The 6,069-nt window shown below is 67.9% G+C and carries 4 protein-coding genes and 1 pseudogene; 1 reads left to right on the forward strand and 4 read right to left on the reverse strand.

What is annotated here, in order from left to right; genetic code table 11:
• Positions 1 to 292 precede the first annotated feature (292 nt).
• Both ACZ6R6_RS36460 and ACZ6R6_RS36465 read right to left on the reverse strand, forming a co-directional pair.
• Positions 293 to 511 (reverse strand): annotated as a pseudogene (locus ACZ6R6_RS36460) (transposase); the annotation flags it as partial.
• Positions 512 to 570: 59 nt separating this feature from the next.
• Entirely contained in the window at positions 571 to 3,363 is a 2,793-nt protein-coding gene (locus ACZ6R6_RS36465) for an AfsR/SARP family transcriptional regulator (protein ID WP_470101226.1), read from the reverse strand.
• Between the two features lie 436 nt (positions 3,364 to 3,799).
• Between ACZ6R6_RS36465 and ACZ6R6_RS36470 the strand changes: the two genes are divergently transcribed.
• On the forward strand, positions 3,800 to 4,021 hold the full coding sequence (locus ACZ6R6_RS36470) for a NucA/NucB deoxyribonuclease domain-containing protein (protein WP_470101228.1): 222 nt from the start codon (positions 3,800 to 3,802) through the stop codon (positions 4,019 to 4,021).
• Between the two features lie 510 nt (positions 4,022 to 4,531).
• Here ACZ6R6_RS36470 and ACZ6R6_RS36475 read toward each other — a convergent pair.
• Positions 4,532 to 4,810 carry a transposase gene (locus ACZ6R6_RS36475; protein WP_470101230.1) on the reverse strand — a complete coding sequence of 93 codons (279 nt, stop codon included), beginning with the start codon at positions 4,808 to 4,810 and terminating at the stop codon, positions 4,532 to 4,534.
• 286 nt (positions 4,811 to 5,096) lie between these two features.
• Positions 5,097 to 5,756, reverse strand: coding sequence for a hypothetical protein (locus ACZ6R6_RS36480; protein WP_470101232.1), 660 nt, complete (start codon positions 5,754 to 5,756; stop codon positions 5,097 to 5,099).
• Positions 5,757 to 6,069: the final 313 nt, after the last annotated feature.

The raw sequence follows: 6,069 nt of genomic DNA on the forward strand, positions 1-6,069 counted from the left end.
AGGTGCAAGTCCGCCGTGGCCGGCAACTCCATCTCCTCGACCAGTGGGACGTGGTCAAACCGTTGCGCGAGCAAGGACTGCCAGCCGAGGTCCTCCCGACTGCAGTGCGTCCGCCGGACGTAGCGACTCATGTCGAAACCGGCATAGGGCAGGAGATCCAAATGAACGGAGTCGAACACTATGCGACCGAGGCTAACGGCATGCGTCGCCGATCAGGATGCTCCGCCACCGCACCGGACGGGCTACCGCTCCGGGGCTCCTGTCTCCGGGCAGGAGGCGATGAGGTCGTCCGGCAGGCGCTGTGCCCGGCGATTTCTTTCAGGACAGCCTCGCCGAGGTTGTGCCACAGGTGCCACCGGTCGGCGACCTGAATGGCGTCCGGCAGGGCCCGGCGGATCGCTTCGGCGTAGGCGCCCGACCCGTCGCGGCACACCACCCGTACTCCGGGATGGGCACGTAGCCAGGCCTCTAAGGTGTCGGTGGTGCGGCCGGGCAGGACGTCGATGCGGTCGCTTTCCATTCCCAAGGCGGCCGGCCCCCATGGGGCGCGGCAGAACCGCGGATCGACGCTCAGACGGCCGACGACCGGCGCTGAACGCGGTCGGCGTCCTCAGCACGGTTCTGGGCTTGGTAGAGCCGTAGCGCCTGACGCCACGCGCTGCGGGCCTGTTGCCGGTCACCGATCGCGGCATGGACGTCTCCGAGGTGTTCCAGGGTGTTGGCTTCGTCGAAGGCGTTGCCGATCTCTTGGAGCAACCTGAGAGCTCCGTTGTAGTAGCTCAGGGCCTGGCCGTACTGACCTGTGTGGTGGGCGATGTATCCCAGGCTGTCGAGCGTGTTGGCTTCTCCGTCGCGGTGCTGGTGACGGCGGAACAGGGCCAGGGCGGCTTCGCAGTGGGCGAGGCCTTCGGTGTGCAGTCCGAGCCTGCTCGCGTACCAGCCCATGTCGTTGAGCGCGTCGGCTGTCCGCACATGGTCGTCGAGGGCCCGGTAGCGGTGCAGAGCCTGAGTGGTGTGCTCCAGGGCCTGCCGCAAATCCTCCCGTTGCGCCCAGGACATCGCCATGCCTTGATGGATCTGGGCCTGGGCGGAGAGGTCCCCGGTGCGCTGGGCGAGGGTCAGCGCTTGCTGGAAGTGATCCATGGCCAGGCCATGCCGGCCCAGCCGGGCGCAGGCGTGGCCGAGGATCCGGTGAGCCAGCGCCTGGACCTCGGGATCGTCGAGATGGCGAGCGGCTTCCAGTCCCGCCAGCCAGTCGTCGAACTGGTCCTGTATGGTTCCGCGCCGGAAGTGGAAGGTGTCCAGGCTCCAGGCAAGCTGCCATACCGCTTCGTGCCAGTTCTGCTTCGCGGCGAGGTGCCGGGTGGCCAGCAGACAGGCGTGTTCGTCGGTGAACCACGTCCAGGCGGCGGTGTGGTCGGCCGGCGGCCCCTGCCACCATCCAGGAGCGGGGGCGCCGAGCTTGATCGGTGCGCGATGCGGCGCGAGAACCCGTTCGGCGGCGTAGGCGGTGTGCAGGTGGAAATCGACCAACCGTCGAAGCGCGGCCTGCCGAGCGGTCTCGGGCTGGTCCTCGCGGGCTTGCTCGGCGGCGTAGCGGCGGACCAGGTCGTGCATGCGCCACCGGCCCGGAGTGTGCTGATGGATCAGGGACATCCCTTCCAGCTCTCGCAGCGGTCCGCGTACTCGGGCGGGAGGCAGGCCGGTCAGGGCGGCGACGGCACCGAGGCCGATGTCCGGGCCCGGCGTCAGGCCCAGCAGTCCGAACACCTCGGAGGCTCGCGTGGAAAGGCCGAGGTAGGAGGTGGTGAACACGGCGCGCAGGTTGGTCCGCAGGTCCCCGGTGTCCCACACGTCCAGCCGGCCGGTGACGTCCTGTAGTTCGACGGCGAGTGCGGCCAGCGGCAACTGCGGGCTGAGCACGGCACGGGCGGCGAGGACGGCCAGAGCCAGCGGTAGACCCGCGCAACAGGCCAGCAAGTAGGCCACGGCTTCCGGTTCCGCCGCCAACCGCTCGGCGCCGAGTCGGTGGAGGAGCAACTGGTGGGCCTCGGCGTCGTCGAGTGCGTCCAGAGCCACCGGCCGGGTGCCGTTGGCCGCGGTCATTCCGGCCAGCTGATGGCGGCTGGTCACCACGACCGTACAGGTGGGGCTGCCGGGTAACAGGGGGGCGGCCTGGTCGGCGTCGCGGACGTTGTCCAGCACGATCAGCATCCGCCGTCCGGCCACCAGACTGCGGTAAAGGCCCACCTGCGCGTCCAGGTCTGTCGGCATCCCCATGGGACCGACGCCGAGTGCCTCCAGGAAGCCGCGTACAGCGGTGGCTGGGGACAGCGGCTGCTCGATCGGATCGAAGCCCCGCAGATTGGCGAACAACTGTCCGTCGGGGAAGCGGTCGATGTTCTCGTGCGCCCAGCGCAGGGCCAGCCACGTCTTCCCGATGCCCCCGATCCCGCCGATGGAGGAGATCACCACCGTGCCCCCTGGCCGGCCGGATTCCTCCAATGCTCTGCTGAGCTGCCCGAGTTCGGCTCTTCGGCCGGTGAACCGGGCCGGCGGGGCCGGCAACTGACGCGGCACGATGCCAGGCGGCCCGGACAGTGGGGCCGGTGTGGAGGCAGGCGGTGTCGTCGTGGGGTCGGCGGTCAGGATGCGGCGGTGCAAGTCCTGCAGTGACGGGCCGGGGTCGGCGCCGAGTTCCTCGACCAGATGCAGCCGGATTCGCTGGTAGTGCTGCAGGGCCTCGGCCGGTCGGCCGCTGCGGTACAGGGCGAGCATGAGCTGACCGGCCAGTCGCTCGTCCAGCGGATGGCGTGCCGCCCGTACCGTCAACGCGGGCACCAATTCGGCATGCCGCCCCGAACGGAGGTGGGCGTCGGTGAGGTCGAGTTCAGCGGCATGCCGCTGTTGGACCAGCCCTTCGCGCAGCGTGTTCAGCCAGGGGGTGTCCAGGTTGGCGAGGGCGTCCCCGCGCCACAGGGCGAGCGCCTGCTCCAGCAGGTGTCGGGCGTGAGCGTCGTCGGTGGTTCGGGCTGCTTCGACCCAGTGTTGGAACCTGTGCACATCGACCGTCATGGGATCGACGCTGATCACATAACCGCCGTTCTGCCGTGCGATCCGCGCACCGTCGACCGCCGCCAGCATCCGCCGCAGGCGGGACAGGTAGCTGTAGAGCGTGTCGCGACCATGCCGAGGCGGATGGTGGCCCCACACCCGGTCCAGGAGCTGATCGATCGACACCCGCCTGCCGGCCTCGACCAGCAGTACCGCGAGTACGCACCGCTGGCGGTGATGCCCGAGTTCCACGCGCCGGCCGTCCACGCGAACCTCCAGGTCACCCAGGAGCCGGAAATCCGCCGGCATGCCACACCCCCATCTCTCGATCACCCGTGTGTAACGGTTCTGATCTGCAGATTCAAGGTTGTTGGCAAGGATTGTCCAGGGTCGGGCGCGCATCGTCGTCTACGAACCGGGATGCGGTCGTCGTCGGATCCGCTCTTCGGGCCGAGGCGGCCGACTGTTGCCAACGAAGGAGATCCCATGAAGCGCAGGTTGCTACGCCTGGCGGCCGCCGTGCTGTTCGCCGTGTCCGCTACGGCCGGTGGGGTGGTCGTCGCATCGTCCGCGTCGGCCGATATGGTCCATTGCTGCTGATGAACACGTAGTGAGGAGAAGTGCCTTTGAGCGGGGAGCGCAGCGGGTGTCGAAGGTCCTGCCGGCGCCCCGTCAAAGGCGCTTTTCACGGTCAGGGGCGGGCAGGCCACCGTGGTGTCCACCTTCACCAGCGCCGACGCCGCCGATGCGACGGTCGAGGGCGTGCTGTCCGACGTTGAGCCGCCGGCCAGATAAGCATCGGCCTCCCTTCGGGGCCGACAAGTTGCCCGTCGGCGGACCCAACAGCTGTGACGGATATCCGTTCGCCTCGAGCAAGGAAGGGGCCGGAACCGCCCACGGTGACTACTCTTTGCGGGCCCTGAACAAAGTCCAGAACTCGACACACGGCGGCAAAATAAGGGCATGATACACCGATTGCCGAGTTGGTACGGGCAGCTCGTTCTGGGTGCTCATCGAGCCCTAAGGTCTGACGAGAGGAAAGTTCCGAAAGAAGGGGGGCGAGAAGCTGCACCTCTGTGAGGACACCCCAAACATGCTGTAACCGCACCGCCATCTCTAAGAATTGCGGGGTGGTTGCAGCCTGAGCTCTTCTGCGAGGGCGGAAAACCATTCACCAACGGCATCCCGGATGGACGGGGCTGCCGCTGCGGTTTACGGGGCCGCCGGCTTGAGGAAGCCGTCGAGGACCACCCGGCCCTTGCCGTACTTGTCGTCGACCTGACGCTGCAGCTCCGGCGTGGCCACCCACAGGTGCGCTGTGAACTGCCAGCCGACAAAATCTGAAGGACGTTACTGGTTGATGCCAGGCGGAATAACGTTTTTCTGGCGGACTGAGGAATATCGATACCTGAAGTCTGTTGTGCGAGTGCTGTCACCACCCCGTTGACCGTCGTTTCACACGACCTGCTCAGAACTCCTAACGCAATGAGCTGAGGCGGTGCCAGCAGATCAAGGCACAGCCGAGGCCGAGAAAGGCCTCATGGACGCCGTCCCGAACCTCCCAGCGGATCCGCGACCGGCGGAAGCGGTGCAGCAGAGCGAAGGCCTGCTCGACGACCCAGCGGGATGAGCCGGGTGACGTCGCCCGCGGTTGCCGCCGGTCAGGATCGCGGCCAAGGGGACGCCGGTGGCGTCGACGATTGACCCAGGCCCCGAAGCCGACCTTGCTGATGTTCATGTCCGCGATGTTGTTCATGTCCGTCGCTGCGCGGGCAGCATGCCGTGCTCAGCGGCCGGCGGCGGCAACACGATCTCGGTGAGCCGGACCTGTATGGATCGACCCGTTCGTCGGTCCGCGGCCCGGCATCCGCCGCCGGACCGAGCCGCTGCGCCGAGGACTCCGCCAGGTGTTGACCATGCTCGACTACGCGCCGGGTCAGTCCTCATCGAGCAGGGTCGTCATGCCGGTGAGCACGTCGGGCGGGACGGCGACTTCCGAGATGGCGCCGATCCCGGAAGTCCACTCATCCGCGGCCGAGGCTCTACGGCAACTCCGCTCCGCTGGAGAAGTCCCGTTGCCGCCGCAGGCCGAGGACGCGGACCATCACCACGCCGATGCTCACGGCGGCCGTCGTCCACACGATCCATTGCCCGATAGTCGTGATCACTTCATCCCTGCCCGGTGGCATCACGAACATCTGGACGGTCGCGCCGACCGGCACGGTCACCTTTGCGAGCACACCGATCGCTCCCGGCTGCCTGACACACGCTCCTGTGGCGCCCAGAATCGGTCCGAGCAGAATACTCGCCGCCCACCAGTAGACCGTGTCATGCCCGTAGGAGCCGAGCGAGACGCCGTGGACGACCGTGTCCACGGCGTAGTACGCCGCCGTGGCGGCGAGCAGGGCCGACGCTCCGGCAACGGCGCCCCGGGCCAGTGTCCGGGCCCCAAGACCGCCCTGCTCGGCGCGGGTGGCCAGCAACCCCGCCAGCACCGCCAACCCGGCCCATGCCCAGCCGGAGTCCAGCAGTACGCTCACGATCTCCATGACCGACCACCCGCTGGTCGTCGCTTCCCGGCTCTCCAGATCCACAGAAAGCTGGGCCACGGCGTTGACCAGGGAGGTAGCCGCGCCAAACGCCGCGCCGACGGCCAGGACGCTCACCAGGTGTTTCAAACCGGATCGCGGATCGTTGTTCATGGAGGGCTTTCTACCAAACAAGCTCGCGACACGCGCTGTCGGAAGGGACCCGGAGCAGGGAGAAGATGGTGCCTGCGGAGATGTCCGGGTCGACATCGTCGAGGACGAGGTGCTCGCCGTGCGCCTTGTGCAGGTCGGTCGTGGAGATCGTGAGGTCGGTGATGGTCGGGGTCTTTGGGGTGGGTGCGGAGGTGGGGGCGGCGCCTTCTGGGCGCCGCCCCCACCTCCTGCGGTGTGGTCGCGGGTTATCGGGGTGTGGTCGGGCAGAACTCGGCGTCGAGCACGTTGGTGAGGACGCCGAGGCCGCTCCAGT

Source organism: Streptosporangium sp. NPDC048886, from assembly GCF_055586905.1.